At 59.3% G+C, this 22,841-nt stretch carries 12 protein-coding genes; 7 read left to right on the plus strand and 5 right to left on the minus strand.

What is annotated here, in order from left to right; all coding sequences use genetic code 11:
* Positions 1-84: 84 nt before the first annotated feature.
* Positions 85-1,734, minus strand: a complete 1,650-nt coding sequence (locus tag HFP54_RS13445) for a hypothetical protein (RefSeq protein WP_168565508.1) — start codon at positions 1,732-1,734, stop codon at positions 85-87.
* A gap of 461 nt (positions 1,735-2,195) precedes the next feature.
* Between HFP54_RS13445 and HFP54_RS13450 the strand changes: the two genes are divergently transcribed.
* The 3 genes from HFP54_RS13450 (at position 2,196) to HFP54_RS13460 (ending at position 5,234) form a co-directional block, all read left to right on the plus strand.
* Positions 2,196-3,200 (plus strand): proline racemase family protein, encoded by a 1,005-nt coding sequence (locus HFP54_RS13450; RefSeq protein ID WP_235951739.1) that lies wholly within the window; start codon positions 2,196-2,198, stop codon positions 3,198-3,200.
* 84 nt (positions 3,201-3,284) lie between these two features.
* Positions 3,285-4,598: an NAD(P)/FAD-dependent oxidoreductase gene (locus HFP54_RS13455; protein WP_206036187.1), complete on the plus strand. Its 1,314-nt coding sequence runs from the start codon at positions 3,285-3,287 to the stop codon at positions 4,596-4,598.
* Positions 4,599-4,628: 30 nt separating this feature from the next.
* Complete coding sequence (locus tag HFP54_RS13460) at positions 4,629-5,234, plus strand: hypothetical protein (RefSeq protein ID WP_206036188.1); 606 nt, start codon at positions 4,629-4,631, stop codon at positions 5,232-5,234.
* A gap of 54 nt (positions 5,235-5,288) precedes the next feature.
* Here HFP54_RS13460 and HFP54_RS13465 read toward each other — a convergent pair whose 3' ends face one another.
* Positions 5,289-6,545, minus strand: a complete 1,257-nt coding sequence (locus HFP54_RS13465; RefSeq protein WP_146413679.1) for an NAD(P)/FAD-dependent oxidoreductase — start codon at positions 6,543-6,545, stop codon at positions 5,289-5,291.
* A gap of 112 nt (positions 6,546-6,657) precedes the next feature.
* On the opposite strand from HFP54_RS13465, the gene HFP54_RS13470 reads away from it, so the two are divergent.
* The 3 genes from HFP54_RS13470 (at position 6,658) to HFP54_RS13480 (ending at position 13,116) form a co-directional block, all read left to right on the plus strand.
* Positions 6,658-9,411: an efflux RND transporter permease subunit gene (locus HFP54_RS13470; RefSeq protein WP_168565509.1), complete on the plus strand. Its 2,754-nt coding sequence runs from the start codon at positions 6,658-6,660 to the stop codon at positions 9,409-9,411.
* The gene (locus HFP54_RS13475) at positions 9,408-11,465 is read left to right on the plus strand and encodes a hypothetical protein (RefSeq protein WP_168565510.1); all 2,058 of its coding nucleotides are present in this window, start codon (positions 9,408-9,410) and stop codon (positions 11,463-11,465) included. The genes HFP54_RS13470 and HFP54_RS13475 overlap by 4 nt, the downstream gene beginning before the upstream one ends.
* A gap of 163 nt (positions 11,466-11,628) precedes the next feature.
* Positions 11,629-13,116: an SLC13 family permease gene (locus tag HFP54_RS13480; protein WP_168565511.1), complete on the plus strand. Its 1,488-nt coding sequence runs from the start codon at positions 11,629-11,631 to the stop codon at positions 13,114-13,116.
* Positions 13,117-13,270: 154 nt separating this feature from the next.
* On the opposite strand, the gene HFP54_RS13485 is transcribed toward HFP54_RS13480, so the two are convergent.
* Both HFP54_RS13485 and HFP54_RS13490 read right to left on the minus strand, forming a co-directional pair.
* On the minus strand, positions 13,271-16,702 hold the full coding sequence (locus tag HFP54_RS13485) for a type II secretion system protein GspD (protein WP_235951741.1): 3,432 nt from the start codon (positions 16,700-16,702) through the stop codon (positions 13,271-13,273).
* A 418-nt stretch (positions 16,703-17,120) separates the two neighbouring features.
* Complete coding sequence (locus tag HFP54_RS13490) at positions 17,121-19,136, minus strand: preprotein translocase subunit SecA (RefSeq protein WP_390657372.1); 2,016 nt, start codon at positions 19,134-19,136, stop codon at positions 17,121-17,123.
* A 455-nt stretch (positions 19,137-19,591) separates the two neighbouring features.
* On the opposite strand from HFP54_RS13490, the gene HFP54_RS13495 reads away from it, so the two are divergent.
* A complete protein-coding gene (locus HFP54_RS13495) occupies positions 19,592-21,052 on the plus strand; it encodes a BBP7 family outer membrane beta-barrel protein (RefSeq protein WP_168565513.1) in 1,461 nt (486 codons plus the stop codon).
* Positions 21,053-21,141: 89 nt separating this feature from the next.
* Here HFP54_RS13495 and HFP54_RS13500 read toward each other — a convergent pair whose 3' ends face one another.
* Entirely contained in the window at positions 21,142-22,716 is a 1,575-nt protein-coding gene (locus HFP54_RS13500) for a mechanosensitive ion channel family protein (protein WP_168565514.1), read from the minus strand.
* Positions 22,717-22,841: the final 125 nt, after the last annotated feature.

The raw sequence follows: 22,841 nt of genomic DNA on the forward strand, positions 1-22,841 counted from the left end.
CCGCCTGACATCAAGCTCAACCGTGTGCCGGTGACTCAATAGACGCAGCGGTTCAAATCTCGCATCAATGCCGGGCGGGTGACACTAGCGGTTGAGGGTGCCGTCGGTGTCGGGGACCGTTGCGATACGCTGGCCCCATTGGTCCAGTTGGTTCAACCAATCGATGGCCAATTCCGCGACGGCTTTCCACTGTTGGGGATCGAACTCCGGTGCAACGGCTGGACGCTGAAGCGGAAGATCCGAAAGTGCGTCGGCCAGTTGAATGTTGGCGTCGGCACGCACCTGTGACGCGGAGACCAAGCCGCGACTGATTTCGCGAAGGTTCCAGTTTTGACGTGCATACTGTGACAGCAAGACCACGTCATGGGCGATAGAACGCTGTTGGTCCTGGTAGTCGTTCCAAGCATCGCCTGTCACCGCGGCCAAGCCTGCGGCCAAACCTTCGATCGGCGCGATCCACTGCTGTGGTGTCGTCGTTGGTTGTGTGGGGGCCACCGGGGCTGGTTTCGCCAAACCCGAGCCGATCACTTCGGTATCCGTTGGCGGCATCGCAGCAACGAAATCGTCGGTGGTTTCCGGTTCCGGGGCGGTGACGAAGTCGTCAAAAACGGCACGGTGGCGAATACAGAAGGGACGCGCCACCAGAGGCTGATAGCCCCAGATCGGAAGGTCCTTGGCCGCTACGTCGTACGGCATGTACGACTCGGTCACCGGCGCCTCGGCAGGCTGAGCGGCTGCGACTTCTTTGGCAGCGGCGACTTCTTCGGCGATCTCTTGCTTGATGGGGGCGGGGCGATGCCACTGTTGGGCGATCAGGTCGGCAATCGTGCGTTCCGGGCCCGCGATGGCCGGTTCAAAGATGGCTAAACCGTCGATCTCGTCGACAAAAGGAACGGGCCCCACCGATTCCGACGGTGAATCGCTGGCGGGTGAAGCATCTTTCGGGGAATCCGCTTCTGCGACCGCGACTGACTCCGTTTCGGGAGCCTGTTCCAGTGTGACGATGAACGGGCCGGTACCGGCAAAGGGGGCATCATCGATTGGGGCGGCGACGACCGATTGCTCAGACGCCGATTGGGCGGCGTCATCGGGTTGGCCAACGTCCAGCGGTTCATACTGTGCCAACGCGTCGAGTTGGCTGCGCAGTTTTGCTTCGGCATCGCTGGGGGCGAAAGGATCGGCGGTCTCCGGTGCAACGTCCTGTGCGACGATGGAAGCATCGGTCACCGGTGGTGCATGCTTGGCGATGAAATCACGGACGTCCTGGATCAAGTCGCGTGAATCGGCGGCGGTCAGGCTGAGCGGTTCGATGATCTGTTGCAAACCGGCACCGAAGCGTGCCGACAACGTCGACGCAGCAAAGGTCAACGAATCTTGGATCGACAGTGCCGTCGGATCGGCTTCCCTGCGCGACTGTTCCGGTTTGCAGGACGTTTGTTCAAACGATTCGTCCAGAACGAACATCATGACGCCGCCCTTACCGCTGAAGGGAAGGGGCCGTAAGTCTGACTTGGCGGCAAGGGCGGCGGGATTCTTCGCAACGTCACAAGAGCGATCGACGGGGCCATCGTGGGCGGCGACGGATGTGCCCAGCGACGGAGCCAAAGTGAATGCGGCGGTCATCAGCCAAGCCAGACGGCGGCGGGCCAAAGGTCGGCGGCGGGCGTGACACTTCCGCGATAAACGGGGCATGACTTTGGTCATCATCAGATCGTCCTCATGACGTTGCGACATCGATCGACGAAGATCACAGGCCCGCATCACCGGGAATGAACGGTTTTGCTTTGGCGATGCTGACCCTGATTCAAAAGACAGGCACCGCCGGCACCAAACGCCGACGATGCCGCCTCCATGCGGCCTGGTCCATTTCGCTTCCGTGCACGACGCACCAGTACAGGAAACCACGAAACGACCTGCCCATCACTGTCGGCCGGATCAGGCGACTTCAGGCGGGACTTGGTTGGTCGCCCACCGACAGCGGATCAATCTTCTTCGAAATCGATGCCTGCCGCCGAGCGTCCAAAAATGGCTGACTCTCGACGGCGGGGGAATCAATTCACAAGCTTCTTCGTCCAATCAACGATCAGGGGTTCTGTTCGGATCAAGAAAGAATTGGCGATCAACGGAAAAGGATCCGGTCGTACCGGTTACGAAATTTTCTGGATCGCTTGCGGACGTTGCCGACAGCGGGCAACATGTCGGCGACCAACGAATCGGACATCGATTCGATGGCGATCCCAGCACGAGGAATCGTTTGGATGCTGCGCAGAGTTCACTTCATCGATTCGCACACCGCCGGCGAACCGACCCGCACGATTGTTGCCGGGTTGCCCGATTTGGGGACGCAATGCGTGGCGGATCGCCGACGTCGCTTGGTACAGCAACAGGATGCGTTTCGACATCTGGTCTTGGCCGAACCACGCGGCAGCGAAATCTTGGTCGGTGCCTTGTTGATCGATGATTTGCCCGACACTCAAGACATCGGCGTGGTCTTTTTCAACAACGTCGGGCCGCTGCACATGTGTGGCCACGGGACGATCGGTGTCGCGGTGACCCTGGCCTATCTGGGGCGTATCGATTCGGGACGCCATACGATTCAAACGTCGGTCGGACCTGTACAGTTCGAATTGTCCGATGACTTACACACGGTTCGATTGCAAAACGTGCCCAGCTATCGTCTTGCTCATGACGTTGCGGTGACCCTGGACGACGGACAAACGATTCTCGGTGACGTGGCGTGGGGCGGCAATTGGTTTTTCTTGACCGAACACAACGATCATCCACTGACGATGCCCAACGTCGACGCGTTGACGATCCATTGTCAACAAATCAAAGCCGCGCTTCAGCGTCAGGGCATTTCCGGGGACCAGGGTCGCGAAATCGATCACATCGAACTTTTTCAGTCGGTGGGAACATCAGCGGGACGCAATTTCGTGCTGTGCCCGGGCGGCCAGTTTGATCGTTCGCCGTGTGGCACCGGGACCAGTGCCAAAGTCGCCTGCCTTGCGGCCGATGGGCATTTGAAGCCGGGCCAGAAATGGCGTCAGCAAAGTGTGACGGGGACTTGGTTCGAAGCCAGTTACGAAGCGGCCGATCATGGCCAGGTGATTCCGACCATCCAAGGCGACGCTTGGATCACCGCCGATGGGACGCTGCTTTTTGACACTGACGACCCGCTGGCCGCCGATGCCCGTTGGTGAAGCGATCATGATCCTCGGCCGGCCCGGTGTTCGCTTCGAACATCATGGCAGCGCAGACAGAAACGATGACCGGAATCCGATTCGATGGACGATATGAACCCCCATGACATTCAGTCTCGCCGCGTCGTGATCATCGGCGGAGGAATCATTGGTGTCGCCGCGGCTCATTTCTTGAAGAACGATGGGCATGACGTGGTGGTCGTGGACAAGGGTTCGATCGGCGGGGCTTGTTCGCATGGCAATTGTGGACTGGTTTGTCCCAGCCACGTCTTGCCGCTGGCCGAACCCGGTGCACCTTGGTCGGCGATCCGTTCGATGTTGAATCCGGCCAGCGCGTTTCGGGTCAAGCCGCGTTTGGATCCGTCATTGTGGTCGTGGTTTTGGAACTTCAACCGTCGATGTAACCAGCGGGACATGCTGGAATCCGCGACGGCGATCCAACCGCTGTTGCTGCATTCGATGCGGCTTTACGAGGAACTGGTCAGCGATGACGCGCCGACGGATATCCGTTGCGACTGGACCAAACGAGGTTTGTTGTTCGTTTATCGGGATGCCAAGCCGCTGGACGCGTACGCCCCGACGGATCGGCTGTTGGGCGAACGTTTCAACGAATCGGCGGTGCGACTTGGGCCGGGCGAATTGGTGGAACTTGAACCGGCGCTGCGTGACGATTTGGCCGGTGGCTGGTGGTTTGAACACGACGCGCACTTGCGCCCGGACAAGTTGTTGAACTCATGGGTCTCGTCACTGCGCGGCCGTGGTTTGCGTTTCATTCCCGATGCGGAACTGACGGACTTGGTGGTCCAGGATGGTGTCGCCCGTCATGCCAAGCTGAAAACGTCCGCCGGTAATGAATCGGTCGACGGCGACGTCTTCTTGTTCGCCACCGGGGCTTGGACACCGCTGTTGTCGCGATGGATGAAGATGACCGTACCGATCCAGCCGGGCAAAGGCTATTCGATCACCTTGCCCGCGCCCGCCGGTGGGCCCCAGTCGCCGATGATCTTTCCCCAGCACCGGGTGGCGGTGACGCCGATGAACGACCGCTTGAGGCTGGGATCGATCATGGAATTTGTGGGCTATGACGAATCGATCCAGCCCAAACGCTTGCGGCTGTTGACCGGGGCAACGCGGACCTATTTGCGATCCGATGTGGCCGACGCGATCGATGGGGCACCGCAGGACGAAGCTTGGCAAGGCTGGCGTCCGATGACTTACGACAGCACACCGGTGATCGGTCGCTGCGGAGCGTACGAAAACGTGTACGTGTCGGCCGGACACAATATGCTAGGGATCAGCATGGCGCCGGCTTCGGGCCAGTTGGTCGCATCATTGATCAGCGGGACCACGCCGGCGCTGGATCCGACGCCGTATCGCCCCCAGCGATTTGCGGTGTAAGCCGCCCCCGAATCCTGCACCGGAACGCCGATGAATTCACCGCTACGCATGCAGCCGATGTTTGTCCAAGCGTTGCCGGCCGAACCGGACGAAGCGATGCGGCGGATCCGACGAGCCATTGCGACCGACGAGCTTTCCGGGCAAGCGGTCGCGGCCGGACACGTGGTCGATTTCAAAATCGAGCGAACCAAACGCCGGTTTTGGTCACCCCACTTGTCGGTGCATGTTTGTGCCGACGAATCCGCCGGCGTGGACCAGGCCAAGCAAAGCGAAGCGTATTGCCGTTTCTCGCCCCGTCCAGAAATATGGACGATGTTCATGGCGGTCTATTTCTCGGCCGGCTGTTTCATCTTTGCCGCGGCGATTTGGGGTTATGTCCAATGGTTCATGGGCGATTCACCCTGGGCCTTGGCCGTCATCCCCGTCTGCCTGTTGGTCATCGCGGGGTTACACATCGCCAGCCTGATCGGCCAAGGATTCAGTACCGACCAAATGCACGTGCTGCGCAGCCGATGGGAACGCACGGTCGAACTAGCCTTTGCACCGGAGTCAACGCTCCACACGCGTGTACATCCGGCCGGGCCCCCCGACACCGACGTCTGGGACGGAACCGAATCGGTCGGTTCGGGAATCTAGAGCGAAGGGAATCTTCAGCGCTCTGTCGTAGCGTGCGATTCCCGCAGTCACCGTCTAGTTGGTCGGCATCATGTCCGATTCGGGACGCTGGACGCTTTGAATCATCGCATCCATGTCGGGGAACAGCTTGCCGGCTTTTTCGTGAAAGATGCGACCGATCAATAGGTCCGTGACGCCACCACGGTGTTCCGGGTGTTTCTTCATGAATTGGCCGATGCTGAAGTCTTTGCTGTAGAAAGCAAACACCAGCTTACGAAGCCAAGTCATGCCTTCCTTGAATTCGCCACACCAGCTGCCAAGTTGATCGGCCGAAACGTCATTCTTCGCCAATCCTTCCGCCACGGCATCACCGGCACGGACGCCCATTTCCAAGGCAAAGTAGACGCCGCTGCTGTACACCGGATCCAGGAAACCGAACGCATCGCCTACCAAGACCCAGCCTTTGCCGGAATGCTGGGTCGTCATGTACGAGAACTCTTTGGCCGTGCGGATTTGGCCGACGCGGGTCGCATCCGCCAAACGCGACTTCATGCCTGGGCAACGTTCCAGTTCTTCGGCGAAGACTTCCGCCGGGGTTCCGCGTCCTTTCAACAGGTAGTCGTTGTCTGACACCACACCGACGCTGGTGATCCCGCGCGATTGGGGGATGAACCAAAACCAAGCGTCCTTGGATTCGGTGTGCATGATGATCGTGGCACCTTCGTTATCGCCTTCACCACGACGAGCGTTTTGATAGTAAGTCCAGATCGCCGCCTTACGCAGTTCTTCGTTCATCTGCTTCAGGCCCAGCTTGTTCGCGATGAACGCTTGCTGGCCGGTCGCGTCGATCACGACCCGACAATCGATTCGTTTTGACTGACCGTCAGAATCTTTCACCGTCACCCCGGTGACCTGACCCGCATCATCGGTATGGACATCCATCAAGCGAGTGCGGTCTTGGCAATCGGCGCCGAGTTCACCGGCGCGGTCGAACAACATTTTGTCAAATTCGCTGCGTTCAACTTGCCAGGTGTCGCTGCAATCGCGATCGTCGTGGGTGCGGAAGAAGAACGGTTCCGATTCGTTGCCGCGACCGGACACAAATTGAACGGACTTCTTGATTTGCCATCCCGCATCGCGGACCCGCTCGTTCAGCCCCAGACGCTGCAGAGGCCAATAGGTTTCCGGCATCAACGATTCGCCGACGTGGAAACGTGGGACCGGTTCGCGTTCGATCAACAGCGTCGAGTGGCCGGCTTCGGCGACCACTGCTGCGGCCGCACCGCCTGCCGGACCCGCACCCACTACCACACAATCGTAACTGGCTTGCATCTTTCGAAAAAACTCCCACGCTGACACGCTTGGTTGAACGCTGCTTGTACCGTTAGCATAGCGACAGGTTAACCGGTCGGATCCCCACCTCCATTGAACCCCCCGCGAACGATTGGCTAGCGACAATCCCACCGAAAGTTCGCAGGACGCCCCGTCCGGATTGGGGTCGGCCCGATTTGACGACGCTGAATCACGTCAAATCGCCCAGCGTTACCGCCGACGGCTGACGATCGGCGTCGTTTTGCTGGTGATCTTGGCCGTTCCCGCGGTCATCCACACGAAATCTGCAATGGACGGATTGGTCAACCGTCCGCCCAATTGGTTGCCCGATGACCTGCCCGAAAAGGTTGTCTTCAATCGGTTCATGACCCGGTTCGACTTGGCCGATCTGTTGATGGTCAGCTGGGAGGGGGCGGATTTACAGTCCCCACAGCTGGACGCGGCCGCCGCGATGGTAGATTTGCTTAGCGTCGAAGGCGTGGCGACCGCCGATGGCACCGTACCGATACGCTTGGTCAATAATGATGACGTGGCCGTCGCGTTGCCCGATGGCTATCCGGTGGATGAAGCCAAACTGACCGCGATCGCCGAGCGGATCAACGAAATCTTGGTCGAAACCCGTACCGTTTCGGAACTTTCGCCGCCGCCCACTGACGAAACCGGCCCCTACCACGATCCGAATTACCCGATCATCTGGGTTCGCAGCGGCGAAGACACCGTGCGGCGGATGATGGCGTCGCCGGCGAACTTTCCGCGCGGTGCGGCCCAGCGGCGTTTGGAAGGATCCATTGTCGGACCGGATGGTGAACAGACTTGTTTGCTGATCGCTTTGACCGACATCGGCGCGACGCATCGCCGGTCTCTGTTGCCACAATTGCGATCCTTAGTCGCCGAAACGGTCGGCAAAGACCCCGACGATCCCACGGAGATCGTGATGGTGGGCGGCCCCATCGACGGGGCGACCGTGGACGATGCCAGCGTGCGGAGTGTCGAATTTTTCGCGCCGCCGTCGGCGATCGTGGCCGCGCTGATGTGTTTTCTGTGTCTGCGTTCGTTGCCGCTGACGGCGACGATCGTTTCGATCGCGGTGGTGTGCGAAGGCCTGGTTTTGGCGATCGTTTACTACACCGGCACACCGATGAATGCGGTGTTGATCGTGTTGCCGCCTTTAGTGTTTGTGCTGACGATCTCGTCCGGCATCCACCTTTCGAACTACTACTTTGACGCTGCCGAAGAATTTGCCGACCTGACACCGGCGTTGGCGGCCAAGCGTGCGTTGCGGGCCGGCATGGTGCCCTGTCTGTTGGCGGTCGGGACCACGGTGGTCGGGCTGGGATCGCTGACGTTGGTCCGCTTGCATCCGATCCGTGTCTTTGGATTTGTCGCATCGATTGGCGTGTCGATGTCGCTGCTGTTGTTGCTGTGGTGTCTGCCCGGTGCAATGGTGATGGCGGGCTTTCGCAACGACGATCCGAAACGCCCCAAACGTCCGCCTCGTTTTGTCGCCGCGAAATGGCTGACGCACTGGTTGGCTGAAAAGTACAAAGACTTTGTCCGGGCGCGTTTGGCTCGACCTTGGCCGATGATTTTTGGGTTTGCATTGATCACGCTCGGTGCCGGCCAAGGGCTGACACAACTGGAATCATCCGTCAGCGTTCCGCGAATGTTTTTGCCCGACAGTTTCATTCGCACCCAGTACGATTGGTTCGAAGAAAACATCGGCGCGACCGTCAGTGGTGATCTGTTGGTGACGTTTCCAAAGCCCCCCGCGGTTGTCGCGTCAGGTGATGGCGAACAAGTGGATGCACCGGAGTCGACGGAAGCCGTGGACTTGGTCGATCCGCTGGACCAGTTGCGAATCGTCCAGGCGGTCCACAAGGCGGCCATCGATGAACCGCGGATCAGTTCGGTGTTGTCGGCGGCGTCATTCATTCCGCCGGTCAGCCGCAGTCGTGGGCTGGCCGGATCGGCCAGCCGGACCGTGGCGCGTTCGTTGATCCGGGATCCCGATTCATCACTCGGATCGCTGGGATTCATTTCCCACAGCGATGACGACTATCTGTGGCGACTGAGTTTTCGGTTGCCGCAAAAAGTCGAAGCGGATTACGGCAGCGATCTGTCTCGCATCGACGCGACGGCCAATGCGGCGCTGGCCGATGCCTTGGCCGCGCTCGAGGTCGATCCGGCGGTGGCGGAAAAGATCGATGTGGATTTGACCGGACAAGTCGCGATCATTCAAAAGGCCCAAGAAGTCATGCTGCGGGATTTGTTCCGCAGCTTCCTGGCCGCCTTCGGTGTCGTCGCGGTGGTCATGGTGTTGTTGTTGAAAAGCGTTCAAGGCGGCTTGATCGCGATGATCCCGAACTTGTTCCCGACCGTCACGATTTTCGGGCTGATGGGTCTGATTCGTTCGCCGCTGGACATCGGGTCGGTGATGACGGCCAGCGTGGCGCTGGGCATCGCAGTCGACGATACCGTTCACCTGCTAAGCCGTTTCGGTTCACGGCGTGCTCGCGGGCTCAGCCTGCCTCGATCGGCGCTTGGTGCGCTGGACCAATGCGGCATCGCGATGCTGGAAACGACAATGATTTGCGGGCTGTCGTTGATGGTGTACTGGTTCAGCGATTTTGTCCCGACCAGCCATTTTGCGGTGCTGATGTTCAGCCTGCTGTCGGCGGCGCTGTTCGGTGACGTCTTTTTGTTGCCCGCGATGATGGCCAGCCCGCTGGGCAATTATCTTTCCAGAACGGTCGGGTCGGACCCCGAAGCGTCGTTGACGCATGAGTCCGCCGAATCCACCGATAACTTGATCCACAGCGTTCACGAAGTTCCATGGCAAGATCGCGAAACAATAACGAAATCTTGACTGGCCCGACCTGGATGGGCTTGGCCCGCAACGTCTGCGTCGTGGCGATCGTCGCGGGGGCCGCAATGTTCGGTCCGGCCGCGCAATGTCGGGGTGGGCTGGCCGGTGAAAACGTCATTCTGGTCGTCAACGGCAACAGCAAGGCGTCACGGACGGTTGCCAATCATTACGCACACCTGCGTGACATCCCGTCGATCAACGTTGTCGTATTGGATGACGTGCCGACGGGTTTGTCGGTGTCGTTGAACGATTTTCGCAACCGCATTTTGAAGCCCGTTTTGGAAACGCTGAACGAGCGAAAGATCGCCGCTCAGGCTCGGGTGATTTGTTATTCGGCTGGGTTTCCGACCTCGGTCAAAATCAATGAACACACGGCCAAGCTGACCGACGAAGACCAAAAGAAGTACCAGCGTCCGCTGGGATCCATCAACGGGCTGACGTACCTGTATCGCTTCCTGTTTGCCGACGACCCGTTGTACTTGGGTTGGGGGCCGAACCTGTATTGCCGGGGTGCGATCGAACGCAGCTTTGTGAATCCGTTTGGCGGCGAAAATGGTGAGCGGTTCGATCAGGCGGTGGTCGATCTCAACAGTGACGACCCCAAGGCGGCTGCGGAAGCGTTCGCTGATTTGGCTCGGGAGTTTCCGACGCTTTGCCCGTTGTCGGTGCGTGCGGCTGAAGCCTACGGTCGCGCCGGTGATACCGCCAACGCGGCCCGGTGGGTCGTCAATGCCCTGCGTGCCGGATGGACCAACGCGACGTACCTGCGACAGTCGGACGATTTGTCGGATGTGGTCAGCATGTCGGCAGTGTCGAAGGCTTTGGATCAAATCAGCGATGCGCCGGCGGTGCTGCAGAGCCCGATCGGGTTCGACAGCCAGTTAGGTTGGACGTCGTCCGGTTACCCCATCCCGGTCACCAAAGGCGGATTGCCATACATGCAGTCCTGTGTGCTGGGCGTGGTGCATGAGCGAGGCAGTACGGTCGATCAGATCGTCGAATACTTGGAATTGGCCGCGTCGGCGGACCGAACATTTCCGGATGCGGTGTTCGGATATTCCAAGACCGGTGATGTGCGATCCAAGACGCGGATGCCCGGGTTGCCTGCGGCGCTGGGCCGGCTGTTGTCACAGGGACAAAAACCGTCGATCTTCAAAAAGCCTTTGCCCGACGACGCGCAAACCTATGCGGGATTGATGTTGGGCACGGCGACGATGAACCTGCGCGACCGAAACTTTCGAATGGCGCCAGGGGCGATCGCCGAAAGTTTGACCAGCCTGGGGGCCGCGTTCGGAACCGCTTCGCAGACCAAGTTGACCGAATTGCTGCACGCCGGTGCGGCGATCAGCAGTGGTGCGGTGACCGAACCGTTTTCGCTGCAGTTCAAGTTTCCTTTGCCCTCGATCCACGCGTATTACGCCGAAGGGGTGACGGCCATCGAAGCGTTCTATCTGACCCTTTCGTCGCCGTATCAATTGTTGATCGTGGGCGATCCGGTTTGCCAGCCGTTCGCCAAAGCGTCGACCGACACGGTGGCAATGCGGGTTCAGCGAGACGACGATGTCCGGATTTTCATCGAGACCGAAACGCCGCAGTTGTTGGCCGACCCGGTGGCGACCCAGCGGATGGAAATCTTTGCCAACGGTCGGTTCAGCCGCGCGACCAACCCCAGCCGCGAAATCAAGTTGCGGATCCCCGATGACGCCAGCGGTGCGGTGGACATTCGGTTGGCGTTGATCAGTGGCGGCCCACTGGGAATCCGGCGATCGTACCGCCAGACGCTGGATTTGAAGGGACCGATCGAAACGCCGACGTTGTCCGTGTCCTCCTCGGACGCTCAGGTGGTCACGGTGTCGGCAAGTGCACCGGGGGCCGATTCGTTGACGCTGAAAATCTGGGGCCAAGACGCGGACAACGCCGACGGAGAATCGGCAAGCTTTCCGATTTCGCGATCACAGTGGGGCGACGGTCCGCTGCGTGTCCGTTTGGTGGGCAAGTACGGCGACAAGGAAGTCCAGAGTGTGCCCCTGGTCGTGGCCGACGACGAAGGCTAGTCCGATGCGACGAACCCTTCCCGTAGCTGGATGCGCCAGCATTCAGGCCCGCGCTGCCTTTAAATCCTCGACCCGGCACCGCGTCAAACACGGGCGGAGTCGGCGCTGTTAGATTCGTGCGTTTTCCAGTCCGGCAGACGTTGCCGGTGGTGTTGTCGCGCGAATGATTCGGTCCGGGCACTTGCAATCCAAGCTTTCATCGTGGTTTCTGCCGGCGGCGCCGGTTCTTGCCTTTCTGGTCGGTGCCGCATGCTATTGGAACGGACTGTCGTTTCCGGCAAGTGTGTGCGCGGCGGTCGCGATCATTTGTGCGTTGTGGTGGATTTTCGAATGCCTTCACATCGCGGTCGTCGGCCTGGTCCCGTTCGTCGTTTTCCCGTTGGCCGGCGTGGTGTCGCACAAGAGCGTGGCCGCAGCCTACGGCGACACGATGATCCTGTTATTGATGGGCGGTTTCTTTCTGTCGGCGGCGATGGAACGCAGCGGCGCCCACCGTCGAATCGCGTTGGAAATGGTCCGCTTGGTCGGTGGGACCGGCGGCCGACGTTTGGTGTTGGGTTTCATGCTGGCCACCGCATCGTTGTCGATGTGGATCAGCAATTCGGCGACGTCGTTGATGATGTTGCCAATCGCACTTGCGATCCTGGATCGCGCCAACGATCCGACGTTAGAAAAGCCGTTGTTGTTGGGGATGGCCTATGCGGCCAGCGTCGGCGGCATGGCGACGCCGATCGGCACGCCGCCCAACGTGATTTTCATGGGCGTGTTGGCGTCGACGTTCGATCGACAAATGACGTTCCTGGGATGGATGATGTACGGCATCCCGATCGTCGCGGTGTTGATTCCGTTGATTTGGTGGTGGGTGACGCGAAAAGTGTCGCAAACCGGACGGATCACGATGCCGGAAGTCGGATCTTGGCGGCCCAGCGAGATTCGCGTGATGGTCATCTTTGCGATTGCTGCGGCGCTGTGGATCTTTCGCAAAGGGCCCTACGGCGGATGGTCGGCGTGGATGCCCGGCGGCGATTCAATTGGCGATGCGACGGTGGCATTGGCCGCATCATTGGCGATGTTCATCTGCCCGGCGGGCGAAACCCTGAAATCGTTTGACAAGAACGACGCTCCGGCCACCGGGAATGTTCCGGCATCCCATCGAGACGACAGGACAGAAACATCACGATTGTTGGACTGGGACACCGCAGCACAAATCCCCTGGGGCATCTTGGTGATGTTCGGCGGCGGACTGGCGCTGGCCAAAGGATTCGAACAATCGGGACTGAGCGAAACGATCGGCCAACAATTGACGTTCATCGCTGACGCGCCACTGTGGGTGGTCGTTTTGACGGTCTGCCTGCTGGTCAGTTTCATGACGGAGATGACCAGCAGTACCGCAACGGCGACGCTGTTGTTGCCGATTTTGGCGGCGATGGCGATTCAAACCGGAATCCGGCCCGAATCAATCATGGTGCCGGGGACGATCAGCGCGTCGTGCGCTTTCATGCTGCCGGTGGCAACGGCGCCCAACACAATCATCTTCAGCAGCGGAAAGATCCGCACGGACGAAATGGCACGCACGGGGCTGTTTCTGAATTTGGCCGCCGCGGTGGTGATCACCGTGGTCAGCTATCAGATGTCCGCGTTTGGATTTTGATCTTCGACATGCACACGATCGAAATGATCCGGATGTCAGTGATTGATCCGAACCAATAAAAAAGACGCCAGCGAATTGCAGTTCGCTGGCGTCGCACGCGAAGGACCGTGAAAGTCTTTCAGTTGTCAGTGGATTGCCAAGGCCGGTGACGGCATTAGCGTTGCGAGGTGAAACCGGTTTGCATCAGTTCTTGTTCCTCTTCGATGATGATCCGTGGGGTCACCATCATCATCAGGCTGGACGATTCACGTCCGATACCGACGTTGCGGAACAGGCGGCTGACGTACGGAATCTTGCTGAAGAACGGCACACCACGTTCGGTGCGGCCTTCCGACAGCCGCTTGATTCCGCCCAGCATGATCGTACCACCGTCGGGAACGTTCACGGTCGTGCTGACCGAGGTCGACGCGAACGTCGGTAGCTGAACCGTGGTACCTTCGATGATGTCCTCTTCGGTTTCTTCGTCGGTTTCGTCGATCGTTCCGTCGCCGTTGGTATCGCGTTCGGCGGCAACGTTGCGTGACGTGCTGCGACGGCCTTCGAAGGTGAAGGTGTTGACGTCACCGATCTGGCTGAAGAACGGCACCAGTGTCAGTCGCACATAGCGTTTGTCATCGCTGACGACGCCTTGGACTTGCAACTGGGTACCCTCGTTCAGAACCGTGATGATCGGCTGTTGTGCGACGGCAAAGTCACCGACGACCGGGGTGATACTGGTCACGAAAGGACGTGCACTGGTATCGTTGATCGTCGCCAATTGGCCGTCGAACAGGGTGACCTTGGGAGCCTGCATGACGTTGCTTCGCCCGTTTCCTTGCACGGCTTGCAAGAAGAAGAACGCTTCGATGTCTGACAGGATCGCAAAGCCAATCGACGAGGCACTGTTGACGTCGAAGCCGCCGAAGGTTGGCGTCGTGGCTTCGAACAAGTTGTTACTAAGCGTGATGTCCAAGTCTGGCGTGGGGATTCCCGGCGAGCTCAGACCAATCGTGACTTCGGGGCCGCTGTCATCATCGGGCAGTTGCGAAGCGTTGTCATCGAAGCTGACGTCAAAGTCGACGCCGATTCGTTCGAAGAACGTGTCGCTAAGCGTGATGAAGCGGACTTCGATGGTGATCTGCAGGTTTTGCAGACGACGCAGCGATTCCAGCAGGTCCGAAATCTGATCGTGAACGTCACTGGTGGTGCTGACGACCAGAGACAGGTTGGCACTGTACGGGAACATGGTGCTGGTACCGCCCATGGCTTCCCAAGTTTCCGGTTCGATCGTGGTTTGGATCAGCATCATTAGCTGGCTAAAGTCAGCCATCGATCCACCACCAAGCGGCTCGGATTGCGGGATGCCCGCACCGGTCAGACCGCTGGGCGAATACTGTCCCAGTGCCATCGGGTTGTTCATGCCGCTTTGGTTTCCGGCCATCGGTCCGGCGATGCCGGCACCCAGGTCGGTCGCACTGACCGGCATGACTTGGACGTTGGCCACCGGGTTGGCCATTTGATACGCCGCTTGCATCGCACTTTGCAGTCCGTTGTCGTTCGACGTGGAAAAGTTCGGGATCGGCGTGACCAAGTCGGTAACACGGTAGGTCACCGGATAAACGTTGCTGCGTTTGACGTCCTGGGTCGTGATCATCAAGACGTCGTTGTCGACCATGTAGGTCAAGTCGTAATCACGAAGCATCAGGTTCAACGCGTTCTTCAGCGGGATCGAACCCGGCAAGTCCAGCGTGACGGGCTGGCTGCTGTCCATGCGTTCGGCTTGCAACGCACGGTTGTCGATCACGATCGGAATGTCCGTCAGTGCACTGATTTGATCCATCACGCTCTTGATCGGCTGATTGACGTAGTTGGCGTCGATCGGCGTGTCCAGCTTTTGATAGATGACTTCTTCCGCTGCGGTGCGACCACGTCCGCGTGCACCGTCTTGCAGACGACGACGTGACATTTCGCTCCAGTCCAAAGCGTCGCCGTATTGGAACGGTAGGGCCGGATCCATCGGGACGGCACTGGCGTCGACGCCCAACATTTGGCGGGCGAACCCGTCTTCCTTGTCGGCGGCGATCTCGTTGTACATCTTCATCCGCACACCGGTGCGGCTTTTCTGGAACATGTTGATCGCGATGGTGTCGTCGGGCTTCAGTTCGGCGACTTCCTTGGCGATGACTTCGGCTTCCTCGAAGCGTCCTTCACGCATCAGAACGTTGTAGTCGTCGACCAAAGCACTGACTTTGGAATCGATCATCGCTTCGCGAGCGTTCTCTTCGTCAATCGTCCGACGAACCGCATCATTTTGCAGTTCCAGATCGATTTCGGCTCGGTGAGCTTCGACATATGTCTGTTGATCACGCAGGGCACGTTCGACCATGCTGGCCAGCGAACGCTTGGACGCTTGGTCGACGTTGGCACCTTCGACGCGACGCAGCAACGATTTCAAGTTGTCGATTGCTTCGAGCGGTTGATCCGTTTTGATGTCGTTGGTCTTGGCCAATTCAGCGGTGACTTCGCGGTACAGGCGACGGGTTGCACGTTGTGCTTCCATGTCGGCCTTTTCCATCGCCGTCAACGGGCGATTCGGCTCGGTCGCGCCGGCCGCGGGCAAGCGAGAAGGCTGCACCAGGGTCAGCTTGTCTTGCAAGTCGCGACGAACTTCGAGGGGAAGCTGGCCTTCGTACTTCCAAGCTTCGACGAACTTTTCGCGTGCCGCCGGGGCGTCGCCCTTGGTCAGCAGTTCAAGACCATCGCGGTAAAGATCTTCGCCGTAGGTGCCGGTTCCGACGGTGATCGGAACAGCGTTTTGCACCTGAGCAATTTGGGCGTCGGCTTGACCCGGGGCGGCACCGTTGAACGGGGTTTGCATGACGTTGCCGGCGTCGGATGTCCCGGCGGTCATGGCAACGCCTGATTTACTGGCGGCCGATTTGGCGTCCAGCATGAATTGCCAGACGCGAGGTTCGCCGGCGGCGTAGGCCGATTCGGGAACGTTCAGCGATTCGGCGCGGTGGGCCATCGTGACGGCGGTTGCGATGTCGCCACGATCAAGTGCGGCGCGTCCGACGGCGATCAAACGCAACGCTTCGGCCTTCCGAGTGTTCACGTCGGCCGGTGCCGCAGCGGCGATCGGCTTGGCGCCACCGACGCTGAAGTTCTTCGGCGGCGACAATAGTTCTTTGTCGACACCGGCGTCGGCCAATTGTTTGGACAGTCGCAAGACGTCCGGACCCAGTGCGGGGACGGTCGCGGTCATCTTGCCGGCTTCGCGGTAATGCTTCACCGCGGTGGCGTAGTCTTTGGCGGCGACCGCTGCTTTGGCTTTCTGGATCAACGCTTTGCCGGCGCTGATCGATGCCGCAGCGGGTGCCGAAGCTTCGGTGGCGGGAGCGGTCGACAATTCGCCGGGCAAGGCGAATTGTGCGACGGCGGTGCCGGCCAACATGTGGGGCGCGACGGCGAACGCGGCCGCGACCTGCAAGACGGCCAGTCGACGTCGAATCCGTGGTTTGCGGTTCCGTGGCAACGAGAAACCGGTGCAACGCTTACACCCGGTCGGTTGCCCTGTTGCGGTATTCTCGGGGATTGGGCGATTCAACGCGACTCTCCTTCTTCGCGGTGAGACTTCGATACGATTCGGTTCGATCTTCGGGTTGCCGATTCAGGCGTCTCGAACATTCAATAGTCCGATCTCGCGATTCGTTCGGGGCGATGGCGTCTTCCATGGCCAATCGTCATCCCGCCGCGGTGAATCATGTCGGCTCTGGTGGCTCGGTCCGGTTTTGGCTTGGCCGCCGGACTATCGGAAGACGGCCGCGTGGTTTTTCCCAGCGTTTGGGAATTACCACCCGGCGATCATCCATGCCTCCAGAAACACGATCCTCCGCCACATCGGTCGCAGAGAAGTTCCCTGGTTACGCAGGGGAATACGAAGCGACGAAAACATGCGTCAAGGGCAGTTGGTCGAAAATGATCTTGAAAATTTTCAGATCACACGTTCCCAGCACTGCGACGGATCAATCCGGCGTGTCCAGATAAGGGTCCTGGCCGATTTCACGCTGCATTTTCTTGCGTTCCTTTTCGTGGTGCATCAACACCATCCGGTCGCGAAAGTGCTTGCGTTCGACCTTTCGCTGGGCTTTACGGAACATCTTGGCGTACTGGTTGGCCGCACCACGCAGGTTTTCGCCTTTGGTTTTCATCCGCTTGGCTTTTTCCACGCCCAAGCCGACTTTCAAGATGTCGTCGTCCAGCGACAGGTACTGTCGATACGAACCTTGGTCTCCTTGGCGTCCACAACGGCCGATCAACTGGCGGTCGATCCGTGCGGCGTCGTGAAGTTCCGTGCAGATGACGTGCATCCCGCCCAACGCTTCGATTTCGTCCGACAGTTTGATGTCCGTACCGCGTCCGGCCATGTTTGTCGCCACGGTGACCTTGCCGCGTCCGCCGGCGGCCGAAACGATTTCCGCTTCGCGCTCGACGTTGTTCGCGTTCAAGACCTCGTGCGGAATGTTGATCTCGTTCAACAACCGGGAAACGATTTCGCTCTTGTCGATCGATCGCGTTCCGATCAGCACCGGTCGCCCGGTTTCATGGATGCGTTTCACTTCGTCGACGATGGCTTCGAACTTGGCCAACATGTCGCCGAACACTTGGTCGGGCAACTGTTTTCGCTGGGGCGGACGGTTGGTCGGGACACGGATGACCGGCGTTCGATAGATCTTCTTCATCTCCGCGGCACTGGTCGCCGCGGTTCCCGTCATGCCGGCCAGGTGGGGATAACGCAAAAAGAGGTCTTGGACGGTGATCCGAGCCGCTTGGCCGGTGGGAACACTGATTTCAATGTTTTCTTTGGCTTCGATCGCTTGGTGGATGCCGTCACGCCACTTGCGTCCTTCGGCCAGACGACCAGTGAATTCGTCGACGATGACGATTTCGTCGGTGCCCTGATCGCCCGGACGGACGACGTATTGGCGGTTCAGTAGGAATTCCTGGGCGACTTTGATCGCCCGTTCGGTGTACTCGTACAAATCTACCAATCCCATCGTGCGGACCAGGTCAGGTTTAGGCAGCGACCGGACCTTTTGACGGCCGCGAGCGGTCAATTCGTACTGTTTGGTTTCGTTGTCGATGTCGTAGTGTTCGTCTTCTTCGTATTCTTCCGCGTGTTGTGCCGCCCAGCGGTACGTTTCGACGATCTGGTCACGCACGTTGTCTTCGATGCTGCCGATGATCAACGGCGTTCGGGCTTCGTCGATCAGAATGCTGTCCGCTTCGTCGACCAAACAGAAATGCATGCCTCGCATCACCGGTTGGTCACCGCTGCCGGAAAAGCCACCCGCACCATCGCCCAGCGATTCGGTCTGCATGCGGTTCTGGGCACGCAACAGAAGCCGATCACGCAAAAAGTCAAAGCCGAATTCTTTGGCCGTCCCGTAGGTTACCGCCGCGGCATAAGATTTCCGTCGTGATCCCTGGTCGTCAGGCGTTTGAATGATCCCGACGTTGACGCCCAGCATGGCATACAGCGGCTGCATCCATTCCGCGTCACGTTTGGCCAAGTAATCGTTGACCGTCGCCAGGTGGGCGCCTTTGCCGACCAGCGAATGCAGGTACAGCGGCAGAGTCGCGGTCAGCGTTTTGCCTTCCCCCGTTTGCATTTCGGCGATGTGGCCTTCGAACAGCGAAATGCCGCCGATCATTTGCACGTCGTAGTGCCGCATCGAAAGGGCGCGTCGACCGGCTTCGCGAGCCAGCGCATAGGCCTCGGGCAACAAGATGCCCAGTTTTTCGCCGGCCATTGCACGATAACGCAGGGCCAACGATCGTTTCCGCAGCGACGCGTCGTCTTCGGGTTGCAGAACGCTTTCGAACTCGTTGATTCGAGCCAGTTGGGCACGCCAGCGGCTCATTTTCAGCCGCGCGCCTTTGGCGGTCAGCCGATTGGTTTGCTTTGCCGCCCCACGTCGCTTGTTCGCCTGGTTGTCGGCCGATTCGTCGGTTGCAACGGCGGGAAGTTCCGCCAGCAGTTCTGCGGGAACGTCGGCCAGGGGCTCGGTCGCAACTTCATCGGGCAGGGCCAACGCGTCGGCGACCGGATCGGGAACGGCATCGGCCGGCGGCTTCGCATCGCCGGGTGTGGACGCGGATGCGTTGTCGGCCGTGGGATCGGGAACCGTTTCGTCGGTCGCGTCGCGGCTGGTGGGGCTTGATGACACGGGACGTGCTGGCTCCGGAAGGCGTGGAAAGACGAACGAGAAATTTTTCGGCTTTGGCGACGTGTGAAACACCCAGTTTAACGAACAGGGTCCGCAAACGAACCGATTCGAAGGGGCGATTGGCCTGTCCCGCCCGAGATGGGTGTCAAGATGGGAGGGTTATGTCAAGTCTGCCAAGCGTTCCCACCGATCTGAACGTCCGGCTTGGTGCGGTCGATCTACTGGGACTAGTCATACCAGTATTCCCGGACTGCACGAGACGTCCTATGAAAACCATTTTGCGAGGCTCCCGCAGTCTCCTCAAGGCATCGAGCCGAGGCAAACGGCTGGCAACGGCAATGTTGCTGTCCGTCGTGGCTTCGTCTGCGATGACGGCCCAGGCACAAGATAGCATTGGCGATCTGAGCGGATACACCGACGAAGATTTCTATGCCGCCGAAGCCGCGTACGAATCCGAACAGTATTCGGCCGGCGACCTGAACACCAAATCGTCCCCGACCGAGGTCGATTACGCACCGATCAGCTACAGCGATATGGCCACCGTGCCCACACCGATGCCCATCGGTTCGGCCTACGACGGTGGTTGTTCGCCGACCAGCACGGTCAGCTGCGCCACGCCCGCTTGCAAGCCCAAGCGACGCAAGATCGGATCGCTGGCGACCTGCCAAGCCAGTGACATGTGGACCACCGCCGAATTTCTGATGTGGTTCCCGCAAGCCCGCACCAGCGCACCGTTGATCACCACGGCGCCTCCCGGATTGGCCCCGATCATCGGGCCTGCCTACCCGGACACCCAAGTCGTCTTTGGCGGCGAAGACGGACTGGGCGGTGATCTGACCCCCGGGTTCCGTATCGACGCTGGCAAATACCTCAGCAAGAACTTTGGCATCGGCGGACGCTTCTGGTTCTTGGGCGAAGACGAATCATCCTATTCGGCCCAAAGCGATGGGACCGCGTTCAACTTGGGACGCCCGATCTACGACACCAACGCCAGCCAAAACGACGCCATCTTGGTCGGCGCGACCGACGTCGGCGGCAACACGCTGTTCGCCGGTTCGATCACCGCCGAAAGCAAACTGGAAATGATCGCCGGTGAAGCTTACGGCCGGTTGATGTTCGCCTGTGGCGATGAATACCGCACCGATCTGATCGGCGGTTACACCTACTTCGGAATCGACGATTCGCTGTTCATCGAAAGCACCAGCGTCGAAGTGACCCCGCCGACCGGTGACTCGTTCACCTTCAGCGACACGTTCACCGCCAACAACGATTTCCACGGTGGACAAATCGGTTTCGAAACCACGCTGTCACGCGGCCGCTGGATGTTCAGCACGTTGACCAAGGTCCACTTGGGGAACATGAACCAACAGCTCAGCCTGCAAGGCACGGCCACCGAAACCATCGCAGGTGCTCCACCGACGGTCACCGTCACCGATGGCGGTTTGCTGGCCTTGGATTCGCAAGGCGAATACGAACGTGACGTGTTCGCGTTCGTTCCCGAAGCCAACGTCAAACTTGGCTATCGATTCCGCGATCACGTGCTGTTCACCGCCGGCTACAGCTTCCTGTACTGGAGCAATGTGGCCACCGCTGGTGAGTACGTGAACCCCGTGTTCGATGCCACGACACGTGCGACCGGAGGACCGTTTGGTCAGCCGCCGCTGGTCTGGAAAGACAGCAGCCTGATCGTCCAAGGCATCGACCTGGGCGTCGTCATCGACTTCTGATTGCCACCACCAATCGGGAATACTGGAACGACACAAAGTGTGCCTGAGCTGAAAAGTTCAGGCATGCTTTTTTTATGCGCCCGCCGCACCTACGACTGATACACGTGCACGTCTTGTTGGGGGAACGGAATCGAAATGCCGGCTTCGTCGAAACGCCGTTTGACCTCACGCGTGACTTCCGTTTTCACTTGCCACCAATCCGCGGTGCGTGCCCAGGGCCGGCAAACGATGTTCACCGACGAATCGGCCAACGCGTGAGTGATCACCACCGGCTCCGGACTGGACAGCACCAGTTCGTGGTTCTTCAAAACATCCATGATGATCTGCTCGGCCTGTTCGAAATCGTCGCCGTATCCGATCCCAAATTCCAAGTCCACGCGGCGGGTGTGGTTCGCCGTGATGTTGGTGATCACGTTGTTCCAAATCTCATTATTGGGGACATAGATCGTCTGGTTGTCGAATGTGCGAAAGGTCGTCGACACCAGATTCATCTTGTGAACCTTGCCGGTGACACCGCCCGCGTTGACCACGTCTTCAACGTCAAACGGTCGGTTGATCAAAATCATCAAACCACTGGCGAAATTGCTTAGCGTTTGCTGCAGCGCCAGACCGACCACCAAACCGGTCGCCCCGATCGCTGCGATGATCGGTGCGATGTCGATTTCCAAAGCCGTCAGTGCCACCGCGAATCCCACCAGCAAAAACACGTTGCGGATCGTGCCCGAAATCAGTCGTTCGGCCAGCTGGGACAAACGAATCTTTCGCTCCAGCAACCAGTTGACGATCGATGCCAGGATTTTGGAAAGCACCCATGACACGATCAAAATGGCAGCGAACTTGACCAGGTTCCAAGCCCAACGCTGGCCGCCTTCACGAGCGACAAACCATCCCGTGATCGCCGACCACGTCGCGGTGGCATCGGACGCGTCCAAGTCGACGCCAGATACGGCCAACACGTATTGCCGATACGTTTCCACCTCGCCGCCTTTGGCCTCCAGCGAATCCAAGACGATTTCCAAACGGTCGCTGATCGCCGTTCGTTCGTCTTGTAGGGTCGCGACAGATTCCAGCAATTCGGTTTTCAACGTTTCTGCGGCGGCCGTCGCGTCATCGTCGGACGTTGCCTCGTCTGCTTCCGCTTGCGGATCGGCGTCGTCACCGGGCGTATCTTCTTCGTCCGCCTCGTCTTCCGTTGCATCCGGATCTGTGATGTCAGCCGCGTCGGCGGTCGGACCCAGCGTGCTCTTGGCGGTTTCGGCCATCTCCTGTTCAACTTCTTTCGCGCTGGCGTCGGCCGCCTGCTTGGATGCTTCGGCCTTCTGCAGGATGTCGGCCGCCTGGGTCGGATCCTGCGATTCGATCGCGCTGTTGGTCTTCTTCACCGCCAGCTTCGCCGCCGCGATCTGACGCGCTTTGTTCTTCAGTAATTTGAACCAAGCGTCCGCTTCCACCTTCAGTTCGTCTTGATCCAGCGGGCGGACCAAGACCCGCAGGACGTCCAGAGGCACCTCCGGATTGATCGTCGTTGTGGGCTGGGGCGCTGGCGATTCGGCAGTGGATGCATCATTCGACACCGATGCATCTTGGGCGACGGCCGAACCGACGGCGAAGCACAGCAGAAAGGTCAGGACGAATCGTGAATCAGACAATATTGGACGGATCATTCGTACACGCGTGCGAATCGGATAGAGACGGAATGGCGATCAATCGTTACCTGTAAGACAGTACGAATGATCGAACCGACGACAACCGGTCGCATCCAAACCAATCACCAGTGCCGTCTATCGCA

The organism is Crateriforma spongiae, assembly GCF_012290005.1.
GTDB lineage: Bacteria > Planctomycetota > Planctomycetia > Pirellulales > Pirellulaceae > Crateriforma > Crateriforma spongiae.

Coding starts and splice junctions, on each gene's coding strand:
- HFP54_RS13480 (WP_168565511.1), top strand. CDS start 11,629: ATGATTCGGTCCGGGCACTTGCAATCCAAGCTTTCATCGTGGTTTCTG.
- HFP54_RS13495 (WP_168565513.1), top strand. CDS start 19,592: ATGAAAACCATTTTGCGAGGCTCCCGCAGTCTCCTCAAGGCATCGAGC.
- HFP54_RS13455 (WP_206036187.1), top strand. CDS start 3,285: ATGGACGATATGAACCCCCATGACATTCAGTCTCGCCGCGTCGTGATC.
- HFP54_RS13460 (WP_206036188.1), top strand. CDS start 4,629: ATGAATTCACCGCTACGCATGCAGCCGATGTTTGTCCAAGCGTTGCCG.
- HFP54_RS13445 (WP_168565508.1), bottom strand. CDS start 1,734: ATGTCGCAACGTCATGAGGACGATCTGATGATGACCAAAGTCATGCCC.
- HFP54_RS13450 (WP_235951739.1), top strand. CDS start 2,196: ATGTCGGCGACCAACGAATCGGACATCGATTCGATGGCGATCCCAGCA.
- HFP54_RS13465 (WP_146413679.1), bottom strand. CDS start 6,545: ATGCAAGCCAGTTACGATTGTGTGGTAGTGGGTGCGGGTCCGGCAGGC.
- HFP54_RS13500 (WP_168565514.1), bottom strand. CDS start 22,716: ATGATCCGTCCAATATTGTCTGATTCACGATTCGTCCTGACCTTTCTG.